Source organism: Acidimicrobiia bacterium, assembly GCA_040289475.1.
Lineage (GTDB): Bacteria > Actinomycetota > Acidimicrobiia > ATN3 > PSLF01 > PSLF01.
On sequence record PSLF01000018.1, the window covers coordinates 1 to 17,726 of the forward strand.

A 17,726-nucleotide genomic window follows, 5' to 3' on the forward strand; every position below is an offset into this window, starting at 1 on the left:
TCCTGCTGACGAAGGCTAAGGCGCAGGCACTCAAGGCAGGCGTTCCAGAGCCCAGTCCCGTACCCGAACCGGAGCCGGGACCTTCGGTGCCGGAGCCGGGGCCCCAACGGGAACCGGGCGTTGAGCCCAGCAGAGAACCCCCGCCGGGACTTCAGACGAGGACCATCCGCCTCGTGGGCGATGTCCCGCACGAGGTGTGGAATCGCTTGGGCACGAAGATCCTGCCGAAGCTTAGGTCGGCGGGCTCCGATCTCAAGGTCGGCGTCGACTTCTCCGTGACTGTCAATAGCGAGATAGCGGAAAGCCTTGCCTCGGAACTCCGCCAGATCCTGGCCGACCTCGGCTTGGACGACGATGTGCAGATTCGGGTCACTTGATGGGGCCGAGCGCAGGTTGCCGATGATAGTAATGAGTCCCTCGGCTCCGCTTCAGAGAAAGGCTTCCCAGATCACAGAACGACTGAAGGAGCCTGCCGACGTCATCGTCGCAGCTCGTCCGAGAGCGGCCGATTTAGGTGCAGCGGTTGGTAGCGTCCTACGTCGTGAAGAACAAGCCCCGCCACGTGGCGCGCTAGAGGCGGCCGCATCGGACGAAGTGTCGTACCCCGTGAATATGATTAGAAGCTGTTGAATACCAATTCGAATACGAGGGGGGATCTATGCCATATGTTCTGCGTGCAATGGCCGAGGGCATTGCCACCAGATTCGCTTGTATATCTTGTGGTGCAGTATCTGGGATCTCTCCCCTGTGTTCTTGGTGCGAGGCACAAGTTGAGAAAAACCGGATAGGTCGACAGAGTGGAATCGTGGAGCCCTTTCTACAGCGGTCATCTACTAGTTCTACCAGTCTGTGGATGCCCTTTTTGAGCTGTACGACACCTTTGGAGTATGCGCCTCCCGTTTCCCATCTGGTTGTGGCGCTCAAACGATCGGGTTCGTACAGGTGTGCACGGTTCTTGGGCGATCGCCTCTGTAAAGCCCTCCCTTTTGAAGCCAGATCGGTCTCGTTCGTTACATGGGTACCTTCGGCTTCGTGCGCGACAAAGGGCTTCGACCACGGGGCAGTACTGGCAAGAGCAGTCGCACAGTCGCTGGGGGTCCGTGCTATAAGGCTTCTCCAGCGCATAGAGCAGGAAGAGCTCAAGCACTTGAGCCGGGAGGATCGCCTGTGTAGAGCAGGGGTTTCCTTCTCTACGGTGTCCGCAGGCGTGACCGGGACGGTCCTTCTCGTAGACGACGTGACCACAACAGGAGCATCTTTGTACTACGCGGCTTTGGAACTCAAGAGGGCGGGATTCCGAAAAATCCATGCCGCGGCAGTTGCCAAAACCCCGCTCTTCAAGTCTCCATTACTCAATGGGCTGTCTAATCCGAAAGACTTGGGCGAGTCTCGCTCGGGGCTGGCGCGAGTCGAGGGATCCACTTTCTTCGATTCGCTTCAGTCGAGTGGACTTCCTCAGGGCACCTTTTTCTACTCACTTCAGGTCGGTGACAGATTCCCCGAAAGAATGAACAAGTCTCGGTGTAGGCGATCTGATAAAAGGACCTAGGAGATGTCAAAGCGTCAAAGTGGTACGGCTGCGGCAGACCTGCCGAGTTTTCCAAGGTGCACCGGGCCTGTACCAGCGTCGTTTCAATCTCTAATGATTGTAAAAAGAGAAATTGCCGGTGCTCGAGATAGCCTCAGGGAGGCAAGAGTAGAGCTGCTCGAGGAAAATATATCGAGCGGCGCCTACTCTATTGAGCCGGTACGGGTTGCTCAGGCACTCCTCGATGAGATTCTGGGTGCCGCCTCGGATAATCTTGAATCTTGAACACGCCACAGGCCGAAGCAATGGTGGCTGTGGACAGTCGTGCCACATCGCTGACTTCTTATATTTATTAGGAGGGGAGATGGACATAAAGGCAACCGCTAAGAACATGGAGTTGCCGGAGCGACTTCAGCAGTATGCAGTATCGAAGCTTTCCCGTGCAGATCGTCTTTTAGAAGACCTGAAGTCGTGTACAGCGGTTTTTACCGAGATAAAGAATTCCTCTGTAAGCTCTTCGTACGTGCTAGAAGTTACCGCCAAGACCGGACATGGCCGCTTGATACGTGCGGAGGGCCAGGCCCCCGATCCGTACGCGGTCGTCGATCGAGTAGCTGACAAGCTCGAATCCCAGCTGAGACGTCTCAAGGGCAGGATTATTGGGAGAAATCGAAACAAGCGAGGTGCCAAGTCCAAACTCTCCGGGAATTCGAGAGAGGAAGGCGAATTTTTGGAGGGAGACAATGGGATTCGGATCGCCCGCTACAAGAAGTTCGAGCTTGAGCCCCTTTTGCCAGAGGAGGCGGCTGAGGAGCTGGAGCTTTTGGGTCACAGCTTCTACTTTTTTACCAACAAAGAATCAGGCTTGCCCGCGGTCGTCTACAGAAGGCGTGGGGGTGACTTTGGTTTGATCGAGCCGGCTGTCGAATAGGAGGGCGGGCGGTAGGCGAGCCCGTAAAGAGGGTGACGAAGACTGGCAAGAGACTCAAGACACGGGATTTGGAAGGCCTTAGCGAGTCCGAGCCCATCCGCGTCATGGTTGCAGATGACGACGAGGTGTTCCGTTGCGGGCTGGCTTCTTTGGCGCAAATGTTTCCTCGGATTGTCATAGTGGGCGAAGCATCGGATGGGATCGAGGCTGTGGAGCTCGCCGCAGAGTTGGCGCCCGACATCTTGCTCATGGATGTCAGGATGCCAAAACTGTCTGGAATAGAGGCTACTTCAAGAATTCGCGAGGAGGTACCGACCACGCGCATTCTCATGCTCACAGTTTCCGACGAAGAAGAAGACCTTTTTCAAGCTCTCAAAGCTGGTGCGGTTGGATACCTCCTGAAGGGAGCGGACCTTGGGGAGGTCAAAGCGGCTGTGGAAGCTGTCTATCAAGGCGAATCTTTCATCTCGCCCCAGATGGCGACGAAGCTCATATCGGAGTTTACGTCACTGGCCAAAGAGCACGAAGAGCGTCGCCCCAAGATCACGAGGCGGGAGCGAGAAGTGCTTCAGTGTTTAGCAAAGGGGATGTCTAACAAGAAGATCGCAGAGGAGCTTTACATCTCAGAGAACACTGTCAAAAATCACGTTCGGAACATATTAGAAAAGCTCCAGCTGAGTTCCCGCATAGAGGCTGCTACCTACGCTATCAAGCAGAATCTTGGTCAGGGTCAGTGAGTTCATCGGCCGAGCACTCGCTCGGCTTGCGTATGGCAGCGAACCTTTCTGATAGATGCGTGTACGGCGCTGGCTCATACCAATCGCCCTGTGATTGCGGGGTCATCAATCCTTGTCAAAATGCAGAGGTAAAAGTCCCGACATAACCAGTAAGTTCGCGTATTTGTAGATTCAGTTGCTTCCAGGCGTAATCGGTGTCCGACCAGCTTGCTGCCACCCAGATCACAGCGGCCTCGCGGACAGGGATTAGACTTCTATCCGTGGTCTGTTAGGAAATCGGTATGTCGCTTATATCTAAAATTCTGCGATTCGGAGAAGGCAAGAAGCTAAAACTCCTCTCGGCAGTCGCCGAGGCCGTCAACGAGCTTGAGCCCCAGATGCAAAGTCTCACCGACGCTGAACTCCGGGGTAAAACGGCAGAGTTCAAAACGCGTATTGAAAACGGCGAAAGTCTCGACGACCTGATGGCCGAGGCATTCGCTGTCGTCCGGGAGGCGGCCCGTCGCACTCTCGGCCAACGTCACTTTGACGTACAAATCATGGGCGGTGCCGCCCTGCATTTCGGATGGATAGCCGAGATGAAAACCGGAGAGGGAAAAACGCTCGTCTCGACGCTGCCAGTTTATCTCAATGCGCTCGAAGGTAAAGGCGTACACATGGTCACTGTCAACGATTACCTGGCAAAGCGCGATGCCGAGTGGATGGGAGTTGTCCACAGATTCTTGGGTTTAGAAGTGGGGTTGATTCTCCCCACTATGTCTACTGAGGAACGGCGCGCCGCGTATCGGGCTGACATCACATACGGGACGAACAACGAGTTTGGCTTTGATTACTTGAGAGACAACATGGCAATGTCGCCGGACGAAATAGTCCAAAGGGGACACAACTACGCCATCGTCGACGAAGTCGACTCGATCCTCATAGACGAGGCCAGAACTCCTCTTATCATCTCCGGCCGCCTCGCAGACTCAGCCCGCTGGTACAAGGAGTTCGCCCGAATAGCCAGCCGGTTGCGAAAAGAAGTGCACTACGAGGTGGACGAGGCAAAACACCAGGTAGCTGTCACAGAGGAGGGAGTCGCAGCGGTAGAGGAGATGTTAGGTGTGGAAAATCTTTATGACCACGTCAATGCCGACTTAGTTCATCACCTCAACGTTGCCCTCAAAGCAAAGGAGCTCTACAAGCGAGACGTTGATTATCTCGTCAGGGACGGTGAGGTTTTGATAGTTGACGAGTTCACAGGAAGAATTTTGCATGGCAGGCGCTACTCGGAAGGACTTCACCAAGCTATAGAGGCAAAAGAGGGCGTGCGCATCAAGGAAGAAAATCAAACACTCGCCACTATTACGCTCCAAAACTATTTTCGGCTCTACGAAAAACTTGCCGGGATGACGGGCACTGCCGCTACTGAAGCAGCGGAGTTTGCTCACACCTACGGATTGGAAGTTGTGGAAATTCCTACCAACCTTCCCGTTCGGAGGATTGATCATCCAGATGTCGTATACAAGACAGAGGATGCGAAATTCTCCGCCATCGTAGAAGACATTGCCGAAAGGCATGAGCGCGGCCAACCCATTCTCATCGGGACTATTTCGATCGAAAAGTCCGAGAGGCTCAGCCGATACCTGGACAAACGTGGAATACCGCATCACGTATTGAACGCCAAACACCATGAGAAAGAAGCTGTTATTATCGCCCAAGCAGGTCGCCTTGGAGCCGTGACAGTTGCCACGAATATGGCGGGGAGAGGCGTTGATATTATGTTAGGGGGAAATCCAGAGTTCCTCGCAAAAGAAGAGTATAAAAAGCGGTATGGCGACGAAGAGGTAGATGAAGAAAAGTATCGAGCGTTGCTTGAAACTTTTAAAAAACAGTGTGCAGAAGAGAGGGAAAAAGTTATTGAGCTCGGTGGTCTGTATGTAATAGGCACCGAGCGGCATGAGTCGAGGAGAATCGACAACCAGCTTCGTGGTCGCTCAGGTCGACAGGGCGATCCAGGAGAGAGCCGCTTCTACCTCAGTCTTGAGGACGATCTGATGCGCCTTTTTGCATCGGATCGGGTCGCTTGGGTTATGGAGCGTCTAAGGGTACCGGACGATGTTCCAATTGAGGCAAAGATGGTCACTAAGGTAATTGAAAAAGCTCAGAGACAGGTCGAGGCACAGAACTTTGATATTCGTAAAAACGTACTCAAGTACGACGACGTTATGAACAAGCAGCGCGAGGTAATTTACAAGCGCCGTAGACAAGTTCTAGAAGGAGAAGATATTCATGAAGAAACACTTCAGGATATCGCAGATGTCCTTGAAAAGAAGGTGCACGAGATTTTGGAGGGCAAAGATCCAGAAGAGTACGACTTTGAGGAGCTCCTTCTATATTTGAAGGAAATCTATCCAACTCGACTTACGACTGATGAATTGTACAAACTTCAACGTCCAGGCATAGAAGACATCATTCAGTTGGTATTGGAAGACGCGTTAGATCAGTACGCGGAGAAAGAACAGAGCCTGGGGACCGAGTCTCTTCGAGAGCTAGAGAGACGAGTGCTTTTGTCGGTAATCGACAGGCGATGGATAGAGCACCTCTACGAAATGGATTACTTGAGGGAGGGGATTCATCTTAGAGCTATTGGACAAGAGGATCCACTGGTTGCATATCAAGCCGATGGTTTCAGAATGTTTTCCGAGATGATGGAGGGGATTAAAGAAGACTTTGTCAAATATGTGTGTCATATGGAGATTGTCGCCCAGGAGCCGACAAGGCGCGTAGCCGGCCTCAAGCAGATTTCTGCAACGGAGGCAGAGGCCGCTGGAGGCGCCATCAAAGCAGGCGAGTACACCAGAGCTCTTGGCGGGCAGATGCCAGGCGAGACTGGCTCAGAAGAGGGAGATCGTTCCGAGCCCATACGGGCCGAAAAAGTTCCGCGCAACGCGCCGTGCCCTTGTGGATCCGGCAAAAAGTACAAGCTATGTCACGGTTCACTGAGGGACTAGCGAGAAAGCAAGGAGGGAGATGTCGAAAAAGAGACAGGACTTCATCGGCGAGCAGGGCTCCGAAAAAGCACCGTTACCCGGGAGCGATAGAAAAGATGCATCCAAGGAGTTTGGGGTGGTATCGGAGTGGGTACGGCCGAAGCTGGCCGAGTTGAGCACTCGCCTGGACTCGGCAAAGGAGTATCTTTGACATACCTGGCCTTCGGGACTCGATAGAACACCTTGAAGAGCAGACTTCTTCTCGTGATTTATGGAGCGATGCCACCAAAGCCAGAGACCTTCTTACAAAGCTCTCACAAGCAAAGGACACCGTCGAGAGGGTCGGATCTCTTGGCCGGGAGCTTGAAGACGCTAAGGCTTTGTACGAGCTAGCGACTGAGGAGCACGACTTAGAAGCTCTCAAAGAAGCCGCGTCTTTGGTCGAAGAAGTCGAGCGCCAAATCGCCAATCTAGAGCTCGAGACGCTTTTTACGGGTGAGTTCGACGACCGGGATGCAATCCTTTCTATTCACCCCGGTGCAGGGGGAACAGACTCTGCTGACTGGGCCGACATGCTGCTGCGAATGTATCTCAGGTGGGCTGATCGCTCGGGTATGCGGTACGACGTAAACGAATATCAAGAAGGGGAGGAAGCGGGCCTCAAATCGGCGACCGTCACGATTTCTGGGCCTCATGCCTACGGGAAGCTGGTCGGGGAGAGAGGAGTTCACAGGCTAGTGCGCATATCTCCGTTCGACGCCGGCGCCAGACGCCACACCTCTTTTGCAGCCGTAGATGTGATTCCTGTGGTAGAAGAAGACTCCGAGGTCGAGATCGATGACGAAGACCTCAAAATCGAAACGTTTCGCTCCTCGGGACACGGTGGCCAGCATGTAAACGTCACAGACTCGGCTGTACGAATCACCCACATTCCTACCGGCATCGTCGTCTCATGTCAGAACGAGCGCAGTCAGATACAGAACCGAGCGAAGGCTTTCCAGATCCTCCGAGCGCGCTTGGCGGAGTTGCGAAGAAGGCAGAGAGAAGAAGAAATGGCCAAGATCCGCGGGGAGCAAAAGCAGGTCGCTTTTGGGAGCCAGATAAGATCTTATGTTCTGCACCCCTACAGGCAAGTCAAAGATGCTAGGACTGGCGTGGAAACTTCCTCGGTGGAACAGGTACTAGATGGCGACATCGACATGTTTATCGAGGCATACCTAAAGGCGAGACGCAGCGGCCAGCTAGAGTAACCAGTCTATCTCTGATTTGCGAGTTTCCGCACGGTATCTGCTATAGAAGACGCAGAGATTCCAGCTCGATCTCTAAGCTGCTCTGGCTTACCCGATCCTGGCATTCCGTACACAGCTAGCTTTACAACCGGCGGGATCCGGTAACCGTCTAGGGAGCCTCTAATCGAGCTGGGGTCTGTGATAGCTCGACATACCGCGTCCCCCAATCCGCCTTCGGGCCTGTGATCTTCTACGGTCACCATAGCCTCAACAGAGGCCGCTATCTCCCTCAGGAGCGTGGCGGCAATGGGCTTTATCGAGTAGGCATCTATCACTATGATCGGCAGGCCAGCGGAGTCGAGTTCCTCGGCGGCTGCAAGTGCCTCGTGGACGGTTACTCCTGTAGCTACCACTGCGAATTTGGCACCTTCTGGGCTGCGAAGAACCTTCGCTCCCCCCGGTTCGAATTCCTCCTCCGGATCGTAAATCACCGGTGTGGAGTTTCTCGCTGTTCTCAAGTACGAAATGCCCTCGAGATCGAGCATGCGCTCGAGCATCGAAACCGTGGAGTTTCCGTCGGCTGGACACAGGACCGTTGAGGAGTAGACCGAGCTCATCATCGCCAGGTCTTCGAGTCCCATCTGAGATGGTCCGTCTTCTCCAATAGAAACGCCGGCGTGTGATCCACACAGCTTGAGGTTCGCTCGCCCAATCGAAGCCATTCGAATGAAGTCATGGGCTCTCGTAAGGAAAGCAGCGAAGGTGCTGCAAAAGACAGGGCGACCCAACGCGGCGATCCCTGTTGCCGCTCCCACCATGCACTGCTCTTCTATGAACATCTCGATATATCTGTCGGGGTGAGCTTTTTCGAATATCTCGGCATACGTCGAGTTGGACACCTCGGCGTCCATTACATACAAATCTGGGCGCACTTCTCCGATGGCAGCTAGAGTCTCGCCATATGCCTGCCTCGTAGCCACAGCTTGGGTGTATTTGGGACGCTTAGATAGATATAGGGGATCTTGTTTCCAGTCGGGAGCAGGCTCGTTTCTTGCGGAGCTGCTTTTAGGCATGCGCTTCCTTGAGGCAGATGCCCTTTCCGCTGCCGCCAAACTAGCGTGATCTGGAGCTTTTACCGAGATCCGAATGTTCTTCTGACCGCCCAGAGTCGAGATAGCCTCAGCGGCCATCTGAGGGGGAAGGGGCTTTCCGTGCCATCCGTTCTTGTCCTCGAGAGCCGGCACCCCAAAGCCCTTCTTCGTTTTGGCAATTACTGCTGTGGGTTTGCCCGATTCCATCGCAGCGGTGGTATAAGCTCGATCTATCTCGATGCAGTCGTGTCCATCGATGACAAGCGCAGACCATCCAAAAGCCTCAAAGCGCTGCTTATAGGCATCGACGTTCCATCCAAGCTGGGTCTGTCCCCTCTGGCCCAGGCGGTTCACGTCCACGATGGCGACCAAGTTCGAGAGCTGATAGTACGCCGCGGTCTGGACTGCTTCCCAAACCGATCCCTCAGAGGTTTCGCTATCTCCCATAAGAACCCAGACTCTATAGGGGAGGTCTTCGCGCTGCGCAAGTAGCGCCATGCCGACCCCCACTGCTAGTCCCTGCCCTAGCGACCCCGATGCCACATCGATTCCCGGGAGAAGGGGGACCGGGTGCCCCTCTAACGGACTGTCTAGCTTTCGAAGCGTGAGGAGCTCTTCGTCGGAGATCCACCCCGCAGCCTTCATCGCTGCATACAGCCCAGGCGCACCGTGTCCCTTAGAGAGAACAAACCTATCGTTAGCAAGGCTTTTAGGGTTAGATGGATCGAAGCGAAGATGTGTCCCAAAAAGCACCGCCAGAAGGTGGGCGGCCGACATGGCGGTGGTGGGATGTCCAGAGCCAGCTTCGGTCGTGCATCTGATTGCGTCTATGGCGATCTGGGCTGCCAAATCCTGCAATAGAGCGTATTTGTCATGACTAGTCTGCGAAGCACCCAATTGGGTTTGGGCGGTATCGGCACAATCGTGCACAGCGTTCTCCGACACCGGAGTTGCAGCACTGTTTTTTTCTGGGACGTTGTGCTCGCTCACTCGGCCTCCCTCCAGCTATTGGGGTTTTTCTGGCACACCTGAATGGTGAGAGCCGTAAATCTCTACGAGATCAATTGCAGTTTAGGCTAGTCCCCGGTGGTAACATTCCCTACGTGCTTTCTGAGTCCACGAATTGGGCGGGCGGAATCCGGGGCGCATTGTCGTCGATCCGTAAAAGGACTTATCCGTGATATCCGCTGAACACGTCACCAAAATTTATAAGACCGGCACCAAGGCCCTAGATGACGTCACCCTCAGCATCGACAAGGGGGAGTTCGTTTTCTTGGTCGGGCCTTCGGGCTCGGGCAAATCTACGTTCATCAGGCTTTTGATACGGGAGGAGAAGCCGACGTCTGGCAACCTCTGGGTCGCCGGTAAACTCGTGACCAAGCTGAACTCTTGGCGGGTGCCCTACCTGCGCCGCAACATCGGATGCGTCTTCCAAGACTTCAAGCTTTTGCCTAATAAAACGGTGTTCGAGAACGTTGCCTTCGCTATGCAGGTGATCGGTAGGCCCAAACAAGCGATCCAGACGCACGTCCCTCAGATTCTGGAGCTCGTAGGGCTCCGAGAAAAGGCCGACTCCTATCCAGATCAACTTTCTGGAGGAGAGCAACAAAGAGTTTCTATAGCCCGGGCATTCGTCAATCGTCCCCTGGTGCTTTTGTGTGATGAACCTACGGGGAACTTAGATCCGAAAACTTCGGTTGGAATCATGAGATTGTTGGATCGAATCAATAAGACGGGTACGACCGTGTTGATGGCAACCCACGACCACTCGATTGTCGACTCTATGCGGCGCCGCGTTATACAACTGGAGGAGGGTCGCGTGGTAAGGGACGAAGACCGGGGGATGTACGCTATCGGTTGATCTCTACGCTGTACGGATGAGCGGGTTCGTACCATGCCATTCTGCTATACGACGCGATTAGCGCAGAGATGGCCCAAAGTTTCGAAATTTCCAGTGCTGTCTAATAAGTGGAGGAAGCGGACCACTTGAGGCTTGGATATTTCATAGGCGAGGCGTTACAGAACATAAAGCGCAACCTTTTGATGGCGGTTTCGGCCACCTTGACCGTCGCAATCTCGTTGGCTCTCTTCGGCAGTGTGCTCGTTCTACGGCAATGGACCCACACGCTGGTTGGAAGGTGGCGGGGGAACATCGAGATCAACCTTTTTCTCCGGACGGATGCTTCCGAACCCCAGATCGAGGCGATACAAGCCAAGATCGCATCGATGCCAGAGGTAAAAGAGTACAAGTATGTCTCGCGAGAAGAGGCGCTCCAAGAGTTCCGGGAGATGTTCAAGGACAAGCGGGAACTCGTTGAGAATGTCGACTCTTCCATCCTGCCGCCCTCTTTTCGTCTAAAGCTTCGCGATCCTGAGCAAGTGGATGTTGTGGCAGACCAACTCTCGGGCCTTCCCGGCGTGGACGAGGTCCAGACCGCCAACGAGACGATAAAGCGCCTCTCGCGCATTACCAACGTGCTCACCGCAGGGATGGCCCTATTCGTCGTGGTCTTTGGGCTTGCAGCAGTCTTGCTCATCGCCAACACTATCCGACTCGCTGTCTTCGCTAGGCGCCGCGAGATCGGAATCATGAAGTTAGTGGGGGCTACGAACTGGTTCGTGCGAGTCCCATTCATGATTGAGGGGTTGTTGGCCGGACTGGTCGGAAGCCTTCTAGCTGGGGTTGCAGTGTGGGGCTTGGTCGTGCTAATGCAGCGGGTGCAGAGCTACGCGCCGCTGTTGGATGCCACGATAGGGGCGTCGACTGCGACTCAGGTAGTTCTCTTGACGGCCGCGCTCGGAGTGATTGTAGGAGCGCTTGGTAGCGGAATAGCCCTCAGGCGCTTCCTGGACGTCTAGGGCTTAGGGCGTCCGGGCTTCGTTTTGTCGTCGCCAGTACCGTGTTACCAATTTAGGCGCAAGGCGCATGCTCAATGAACGCGCTGTAGGTATTCGATACTTACCTTCGAGATCTCGTACTACCACTAAGTAGCGATTTCAGAGATTGGTCACAGAGAAGCGTAAGCTCCGATTAGGTAGGTGGGGCCGCATTGTCCAACAGGTAGGGCTGTTTTTCGAAGAGCTCGAACAGCAAGAACGAGGAGATCTCGATTGGACCCCGAGCAGCGCGCATCTACAACGAGGCTGAGCCACGATCGCTGTAGAGACAGACGTGCCATTGCTTTGTCCTTTCTCATGGGTGCACGAGCTATCTTGGTTGCGTTAATGCTCGTGGTTGTGATGTCGATCTTTCCCGGATCGGCACTTGGACAGTACGGCACCGACTCGGACGTCGCGGGACGCCGTGTTGGCGATCGCCTGGCTGAGATTCGGCGCCGCCTCGAAGAGACCTCTCGAAACAGCCAAGATCTTCTGGTCCTCATAGGAGAGTCCGACCGGCGCCTTCAAGAAATCAATTCGATCTTGGTGGAGTTGGAACCAAAGGTTGCCGCCGCAAGAGCCCGACTGGGTAAGGCCCAGTCCGAGCTCGATGAGGCAACGTCTATGTATCTCGCAAAGGTTGCTCAAGTCGACGAAGCGGAGCAACGCTATTTTCTTCTCCGCCAACGCGTAGCAGCTCGAATAGCGAGAGCTTACAAAGACTCGTCATTTATTGAAATATCGGTGATCCTCGAGGCTCGAAGCATCTCTGAGCTCGGTTGGCGGCGGACTTATCTCGATTCTGTTGTGGCTCGAGATAGAAAGGATCAAGTGGAGTTGATAGCCCTGAGGGACCGACTGGATTCTGAGAGGGCTCTTCTCGAAGATACAAAGAACTTGCTTATCTCTCGCCGCAACGTCGTTCAAGAACAGACCGAAGAGGTCATCTCGCTGTATAAGGCCAATCTAGAAGCGCGCGATCTTGCCCAAAAGGAGCTCGAGAACCACAGGGAGCTCCTATCGATGGTTTTGGCCGACCGGGCCGAGGCCCTGCGGATGCTCGACTCATTGGAGGGGGTCTCGGACGAAGCAAAGAGAGAGCTGCTCGCTACTGCGAGCCAGGGAAGCCCAACAGTCATTCCTGGATTTTTTGTTTGGCCTGCTGATGGTCCACTCACCTCCGGATTCGGGCCGCGACTTCATCCAATTGCCGGCGTAGTCCGCCAGCACAACGGGATCGACATCGGCGCTCCGTATGGAGCGCCGGTTCGGGCGGCTGCATCGGGTACCGTGATCAAGGCTGGCGCTATGGGCGGCTATGGACTCGTGGTCGTTATCGATCATGGAAACGGACTCTCGACCCTTTATGCACACCAATCGAGAATTCTGGTATCTCCTGGAAGCTCAATTTCCCAAGGAGCTGTGGTGGGGGAGGTGGGTTCGACGGGTTACTCGACCGGCCCCCATCTACATTTCGAGGTGCGCATCAATGGGGAGCCAGTCGATCCAATGCAATGGTTTCCTAACAAGGCCTCATCGGGCTGATCCGCGCCTTGGGGAGACAGGAATGCCATCTCGGAAGTTGCAAAAATCGGATTTTTCTAAGACCGGGACATTCGGCCAGCACGGCCGAAGAATTTTGGTCTCGAACAGAAAGGCGCGCCACGACTACGAAGTCATCGACACCATAGAAACTGGTATCGAGCTTCGAGGCTCAGAGGTCAAGTCGCTGAGGGAGGGTAAGGGGAGCCTTCAGGATTCTTTTGCTGTGATTCGGCGGGGAGAGCTTTTTCTGAAAAACGCGCACATTCCTCGCTACTCGCACACCTCTGACAAGGCGGTGGACGAGCGGCGAGATCGCAAGCTCTTGGCCCACAAAAAAGAAATCAGACAGCTCTTGGGCAAGGTAGCACAAGCTGGACTCACCCTGGTTCCGCTTCAGATGTACTTAGACCACGGCTTGGTGAAGGTAGAGCTTGCGCTCGCTCGGGGGAGAAGGAAGTACGACAAGAGGGCAATGTTAAAGGAGCGAGAACACAAAAGAGAGATCGAGCGAGTGACAAAATCCCGAAACCGGATAGGAGGAGCCTGAGCATGCCACGACTGGCTTCACCATGAAAGTGGCCCGAGTACTATCGCGGGAGTGATACGAAACCGAGGGTTGTTAGAGTAAAAGGTGCTGGGCCCATAGCTAAGGATCTTTTGGGGGTGAATGGTTTCGACCCCGGGGGCTTTGGGCGAGAGAAGCGAGCCGAGGCTCCGGTCACCTCGATAAAAACCGGGACCAACAATCAAGTGCGGACGAAAACGTCGCACTGGCTGCCTAATTAACTGAGCAGCCCGTCCTCCGAGGCCCGCCCGCGGTCTTGGACAGGGCGTCAGAATGCGGGCTTACCCCGCAGGGGTGCGCAGCCCTCGGACGGGGAACATCAAGCGCTGCGATAGGCCCAGCGGCTGTGCCGATGCAGCTGCTGGGCTGAAGCTCCGACATCGGCTGCGCTCGGAGATGCTCTCGCCGGAGACCCGGGGGACGCGGGTTCGACTCCCGCCACCTCCACCAGTCGTGATAAATCGAGCAGCCTGGTCAGCTTGAGGAGATAGAGGCCTCGGTGCCCGAGCGGTATTCGTCCTTTAATTTGCTAATACTCCCATTAGCCTGCGAGCCCCGCAGAGAACCGCGTAAGCAAGTGTGGTAGCAACCACGCCAATAAAAAAGACGAGCCCCAGTACCAAAGAGCAGCTTCCGCCCGAGCCAGCCTGTCCCAGCTGACGCTGATATCTCCCAGACACCGGTGATCGAAATGCAGCCGTAAGCGCTCGGCCAATCTTGCGCTCGCGCCCGCTTCGTGTGAGCGGGATTCCTATACTCCTGGAGATATCAGATTTGACTCGCGATACCCCTATCAATCGTCGCCACGAAAAGCCACCCTTGTTACCCATTCAAGCCCTCCATTCTCGACTAGTAAAGGTAGCCACCGATTTCTACCGAGGGGATGTCCAATGGCCTTCGATAGGTATATCTTCGATATATCTTCGCGCCAGGGTATGTCATCTACTGACTCCATCGCGGTTCCCTCACGGTCCTGTTCGTTGCTTTCGACGCATTGTGTTTTGCAGAGCCACCTAGAAGAGAGCAGCACGAACACGGGAGGTAGTCTTGTTCGATAGTTACAGCGATAGTGGGAAGCGTGTAGACTTTCGGAATGTCCACAGGGGTTTTACCGTGCTAAAACCCGATTGTCTTCGAGTCTCGAACCAAGGAGTTTGTGCGGCATGACACAGTTTCCGCCCGGGTTTTTGTGGGGAACGGCGACTGCTGCATACCAGATCGAGGGAGCCGTAAAAGAAGATGGCCGTGGTGAGTCGATTTGGGATGTTTTCTCCCACACTCCCGGAAAGACTTATCGCGGAGACACCGGCGACGTCGCGTGCGATCACTATCATCGATTCCGAGACGACGTCGCGCTCATGAAGAGCCTCAACCTAAATGCATATCGGTTTTCCGTGTCGTGGCCGAGGGTAATTCCCGAAGGCACAGGACCGGTCAATCAAAAGGGATTGGACTTTTACAAAGCACTCGTGGACGAGTTGATCGAGGCGGAGATTCGTCCCTTTGTCACCTTGTTCCACTGGGACCTTCCGCAGGCACTGCAAGAAAAGGGCGGGTTTGCGAACAGAGACATTGTCGGCGCATTCGAAAACTACGCTGCCGTGCTAAAAGACGCTCTCGGAGACCGGGTAAAGGATTGGATTACTCTCAACGAGCCCTCGGTGTATTCATTTATGGGGCACGTCCTCGGTGTGCATGCGCCGGGGATCAACGATCCAAAAGCGGCAGCCGTTGCCCATCATCTGCTGTTGGCGCACGGCGTAGCCGCCAGACTACTCAAGGAAGACCCATCTGCATCGGTCGGAACCACCCTTGCGATAACCGCAGTGGAGCCTGCAACCCAAAGCGAGCAGGACATCAAAGGCGCTAAATACGCAGACGCCTTACAAAACAGAGTCTTTTTAGATCCATTGTTTGGCAGAGGGTATCCAACTGAGATGTCCGAGGTATTTCCACCTGTCCCTATCGAAGAAGGCGACTTGGAGACCATCGCTGCCCCGATCGATTTTTTGGGTGTGAACTACTACACGCGACTTCTCGCATCCGGGAACGACTCTTCTCCCTTGAAGTTTTTTCCAATTGAGGGACCAGGGCCGAAAACAGCTATGGGATGGGAGGTTTATCCCAAAGGGCTAAAAGATGTCTTGGTTCGGATTTATCGGGAGTATGGAGAGCCGCTGCTATATGTGACAGAAAACGGTGCTGCTTTCGACGACAAGCCGCCAAAAGACGGCAAAGTAGAGGATCCTGAACGCCTCGAGTACATAAGGACTCATCTCCAAGCTGTTGCTGAGGCAATAGCTGACGGGGTTCGAGTGGGCGGGTATTTTTGCTGGTCACTCATGGACAACTTCGAGTGGTCTTTCGGCTTTTCCAAGCGTTTCGGGATAGTCTATGTTGACTACTCAACCCAGCAGCGGATCGTCAAGGCATCGGGGAAATTCTACGCAAGGGTTGTGTCAGAGAACGCATTGGGGTGACAGAAAGGCGCGCCGGCCCCACACTATCGGAGAGGTCCGGTTGGCGACGTCCGCAAGGAGAGTATGTTGGTCGCCTGCCCACGCTGTGGTAGCGAGAACCGTGACGGCGTTGTGCTGTGCTCTAACTGTGGAACCGTGCTTCCGTCACGGGCAGAACGAGGGCAACGGACTGCCGAGAGGCTGCACGCATCGCTTCCCATTGTTGATCGTGGAGTCGCATCAGTCTCGCATATGGAAGGAGGAGAGCTGAGCCAAGATCAGGGCGGGGCCGCGCGCCAGCGTGCGGCAAGAGCTGTAGGCGAACACAGCTTTCAGCGGGAGTCGGGAGAAGCTGGAGCTCAGCCCTACCGTAGAAAGACGCTGCAGTCCACGTCATTCGATTCGTCGAATTGGATCCAACGGCAGGCCCCTTCGGAGTGGCTTTTGGAGCCGAGCGACCTGGGGCCTTTGGTAGTAGGTCCTACGACGTTCGGCTTCATGCTCCTCGCAGCCGCTTTATTAGTGGTAGCAGCGGTGACACCGTTAGTCGTGGCGACGGCCGTTGACAGCGCCAGCACCGTTTCGACGATTCTCAGATACTCACCTATTGACAGCGCAGCTCTAGGCGTTGCGGGTGTCTTTGTATTGCTGGGGCGCCGCCGAGGATGGACAATTCTGCGTCTTTTAGTGGTGCTCACAGCCTTGGTCGGATACCTTGTCTGGCGTTACTTCACGTTCGGTTCGATACCCATCGACGCCGGGGAGCTTGCTATACAACATGTCCGTCTGGGACCAGCATGGTATCTGTCGGCCCTGGGCACAGCTTTCGTCGGGATCGGATTTGTCTCTGCCGTGAGGGGCCACTTCTGACCCAGCGAATTCCCCTGGCTAGCATGGCGCGATTGATTCTTCCCTCCGAATTGAGAGCGCAAATCACCGAGTGGTGCCTTTCCCACTATCCCAACGAGGCTTGCGGCCTGATCGCTGGCAGGCGAGGTGAACTATGCGTGGAGAGGGTTTATCCGATTGCGAACATAGAAGTCGAAAAGCCTTCGTCTCGCTACTTCATGGATCCCCGCGGTCAATGGAAGGCTATGAGGGACGCTGAGACGTCAGGACTAGAAGTGATAGGAGCCTTTCACTCGCACGTCCGCTCCGAACCTTACCCGAGCGCGACCGATGTGGAGCTGGCTATGTATCCAGAGTGGATATGGGTGATTGTGTCGCTGCGTTGCAGAGACGAGCCTGAGTTGCGGGCCTATACGATACGGGACAGCGCTGCAGACGAGGTGGAGATCTCGGTTGGGAAGTGAGTATCTCTGCTTAGCTAGAATTCACAGCGGCTTTATCGGGTTTATATAAAAAGAGCGAGACCGAGCGGTAGGTCATAGTGGGGTAAGACCTCCGCATTTTGCGGCCGGTCCTCTCCTTGATAAGTTTTGTCCTACCAGATGAAGAAAGAAGTGACAACAATCAGTTCTAGAGAACGGGAAGGGAACAGGTGGCAGTAGAAGTCCGACTTCCGGCGGTCCTTCGTCGTTATACGGATGGAAAAGGGGTCGTCGAGGCCGAGGGTGGGAATCTAAAAGAGCTCATCGCCAACCTGGACTCCAAGCACCCTGGAATTGCCGATCAACTAATTGCCGATGGAGATCTCCACAGATTCGTGAATATCTACATCAATGACGAAGATGTAAGGTACCTAGGGAAGCTCGCTGCCCCGATAAAGGACAACGACGTAGTGTCGATCTTGCCGGCAGTGGCCGGGGGCAGCTTACCAACAGCGTGA

General features: G+C 54.8%; 19 protein-coding genes and 1 other RNA gene. 17 read left to right on the forward strand and 3 right to left on the reverse strand.

Going from position 1 to position 17,726, the window contains the following annotated elements; translation table 11 throughout:
- The 8 genes from C4318_08395 to C4318_08430 form a co-directional block, all read left to right on the forward strand.
- Nucleotides 1-377, forward strand: a 377-nt coding sequence (locus tag C4318_08395) for an AAA family ATPase (GenBank protein ID MER3455155.1), incomplete at its 5' end; no start/stop codon positions are given.
- A gap of 22 nt (nt 378-399) precedes the next feature.
- Nucleotides 400-630, forward strand: a complete 231-nt coding sequence (locus C4318_08400; protein ID MER3455156.1) for a hypothetical protein — start codon at nt 400-402, stop codon at nt 628-630.
- A gap of 28 nt (nt 631-658) precedes the next feature.
- The gene (locus tag C4318_08405) at nt 659-1,549 is read left to right on the forward strand and encodes a hypothetical protein (protein ID MER3455157.1); all 891 of its coding nucleotides are present in this window, start codon (nt 659-661) and stop codon (nt 1,547-1,549) included.
- A gap of 3 nt (nt 1,550-1,552) precedes the next feature.
- Nucleotides 1,553-1,813: a hypothetical protein gene (locus C4318_08410; GenBank protein MER3455158.1), complete on the forward strand. Its 261-nt coding sequence runs from the start codon at nt 1,553-1,555 to the stop codon at nt 1,811-1,813.
- Nucleotides 1,773-2,459: a ribosome-associated translation inhibitor RaiA gene (raiA, locus tag C4318_08415; GenBank protein ID MER3455159.1), complete on the forward strand. Its 687-nt coding sequence runs from the start codon at nt 1,773-1,775 to the stop codon at nt 2,457-2,459. The genes C4318_08410 and raiA overlap by 41 nt, the downstream gene beginning before the upstream one ends.
- A gap of 104 nt (nt 2,460-2,563) precedes the next feature.
- Entirely contained in the window at nt 2,564-3,196 is a 633-nt protein-coding gene (locus C4318_08420; GenBank protein MER3455160.1) for a DNA-binding response regulator, read from the forward strand.
- Between the two features lie 281 nt (nt 3,197-3,477).
- Entirely contained in the window at nt 3,478-6,189 is a 2,712-nt protein-coding gene (locus C4318_08425; GenBank protein MER3455161.1) for a preprotein translocase subunit SecA, read from the forward strand.
- 182 nt (nt 6,190-6,371) lie between these two features.
- Entirely contained in the window at nt 6,372-7,418 is a 1,047-nt protein-coding gene (locus C4318_08430; protein ID MER3455162.1) for a peptide chain release factor 2, read from the forward strand.
- 5 nt (nt 7,419-7,423) lie between these two features.
- Here C4318_08430 and C4318_08435 read toward each other — a convergent pair whose 3' ends face one another.
- Complete coding sequence (locus C4318_08435; GenBank protein ID MER3455163.1) at nt 7,424-9,385, reverse strand: transketolase; 1,962 nt, start codon at nt 9,383-9,385, stop codon at nt 7,424-7,426.
- Nucleotides 9,386-9,665: 280 nt separating this feature from the next.
- On the opposite strand from C4318_08435, the gene ftsE reads away from it, so the two are divergent.
- Both ftsE and C4318_08445 read left to right on the forward strand, forming a co-directional pair.
- Nucleotides 9,666-10,349, forward strand: coding sequence for a cell division ATP-binding protein FtsE (gene ftsE, locus C4318_08440; protein ID MER3455164.1), 684 nt, complete (start codon nt 9,666-9,668; stop codon nt 10,347-10,349).
- Between the two features lie 125 nt (nt 10,350-10,474).
- Complete coding sequence (locus tag C4318_08445; GenBank protein MER3455165.1) at nt 10,475-11,347, forward strand: hypothetical protein; 873 nt, start codon at nt 10,475-10,477, stop codon at nt 11,345-11,347.
- A 149-nt stretch (nt 11,348-11,496) separates the two neighbouring features.
- On the opposite strand, the gene C4318_08450 is transcribed toward C4318_08445, so the two are convergent.
- Nucleotides 11,497-11,685 carry a hypothetical protein gene (locus C4318_08450; protein MER3455166.1) on the reverse strand — a complete coding sequence of 63 codons (189 nt, stop codon included), beginning with the start codon at nt 11,683-11,685 and terminating at the stop codon, nt 11,497-11,499.
- Between C4318_08450 and C4318_08455 the strand changes: the two genes are divergently transcribed.
- From C4318_08455 to ssrA, 3 genes are all read left to right on the forward strand, one after another.
- The gene (locus tag C4318_08455) at nt 11,684-12,913 is read left to right on the forward strand and encodes a hypothetical protein (GenBank protein MER3455167.1); all 1,230 of its coding nucleotides are present in this window, start codon (nt 11,684-11,686) and stop codon (nt 12,911-12,913) included. The genes C4318_08450 and C4318_08455 overlap by 2 nt on opposite strands.
- A gap of 22 nt (nt 12,914-12,935) precedes the next feature.
- Nucleotides 12,936-13,460, forward strand: a complete 525-nt coding sequence (locus tag C4318_08460) for an SsrA-binding protein (protein ID MER3455168.1) — start codon at nt 12,936-12,938, stop codon at nt 13,458-13,460.
- 112 nt (nt 13,461-13,572) lie between these two features.
- Nucleotides 13,573-13,928: a transfer-messenger RNA gene (gene ssrA, locus C4318_08465) on the forward strand.
- 71 nt (nt 13,929-13,999) lie between these two features.
- Here the strand turns inward: ssrA and C4318_08470 are convergent.
- On the reverse strand, nt 14,000-14,308 hold the full coding sequence (locus C4318_08470; protein MER3455169.1) for a hypothetical protein: 309 nt from the start codon (nt 14,306-14,308) through the stop codon (nt 14,000-14,002).
- Between the two features lie 333 nt (nt 14,309-14,641).
- On the opposite strand from C4318_08470, the gene C4318_08475 reads away from it, so the two are divergent.
- From C4318_08475 to C4318_08490, 4 genes are all read left to right on the forward strand, one after another.
- Nucleotides 14,642-15,958, forward strand: a complete 1,317-nt coding sequence (locus tag C4318_08475) for a beta-glucosidase (GenBank protein ID MER3455170.1) — start codon at nt 14,642-14,644, stop codon at nt 15,956-15,958.
- A 63-nt stretch (nt 15,959-16,021) separates the two neighbouring features.
- Nucleotides 16,022-16,807 carry a hypothetical protein gene (locus C4318_08480; protein ID MER3455171.1) on the forward strand — a complete coding sequence of 262 codons (786 nt, stop codon included), beginning with the start codon at nt 16,022-16,024 and terminating at the stop codon, nt 16,805-16,807.
- Nucleotides 16,603-17,250, forward strand: coding sequence for a hypothetical protein (locus C4318_08485; GenBank protein MER3455172.1), 648 nt, complete (start codon nt 16,603-16,605; stop codon nt 17,248-17,250). The genes C4318_08480 and C4318_08485 overlap by 205 nt, the downstream gene beginning before the upstream one ends.
- Nucleotides 17,251-17,438: 188 nt before the next feature.
- Entirely contained in the window at nt 17,439-17,726 is a 288-nt protein-coding gene (locus C4318_08490) for a molybdopterin synthase sulfur carrier subunit (GenBank protein MER3455173.1), read from the forward strand.